Source organism: Vibrio sp. 1288 (assembly GCF_033344475.1).
Window position 1 is genome coordinate 1 of sequence record NZ_JAWPOX010000980.1, and the last position, 551, is coordinate 551.

The following is a 551-nucleotide window of genomic DNA, read 5'->3' on the forward strand; positions in this document are numbered from 1 at the left end:
CACGTCTTTGTTGGTGACTCGAAACTCAAAGGTTTCCACAATGGTGTCTACCGTCGTTTTATTTGGGGTTACCGATACCGAGCAACCGGTCAGTAAAACGGAAACGACCAATAATAGGTTTGCCTTCATTAGTTAAAGCCTCCCGCCTTTATCGTATTTTCCAATTCTTCGTCATCAACTTTCGAAAGATCGAGCTTCAGCAAGCGCTCAAGGTCACTCGTTCGCTCGAACTTCGGCAGCTTGATGTCGGTTTCTTTGACAGGGTCGACAAGATTAACTGTCGCGACGATGATCAACTCCGTCTTTCTTCTTTCGGTATTGGTCTTACTGAATAAAGCACCAAGAATTGGGATGTCGCCTAGATAAGGAATTTTTGCCAATGACTCCTGCTCTTCCGACGTTAAAAGACCAGCTAACACGAAGCTTTGGCCGTCTTTCAGTTGAACTGTTGTCTGAGCTTTTCGAGTTCGTAGCGAAGGGACGCTAACTAGACCAGAGTTCACACCATTGGTTTTATCAATCGAGCTCACTTCTGGTAACAGTGACAGGCG

At 45.7% G+C, this 551-nt stretch carries 1 pseudogene; it reads right to left on the reverse strand.

Features of this window, described 5'->3' with window-relative positions:
* Nucleotides 1-128: 128 nt before the first annotated feature.
* Nucleotides 129-551: pseudogene (locus tag R8O11_RS30445) on the reverse strand (hypothetical protein); the annotation flags it as partial.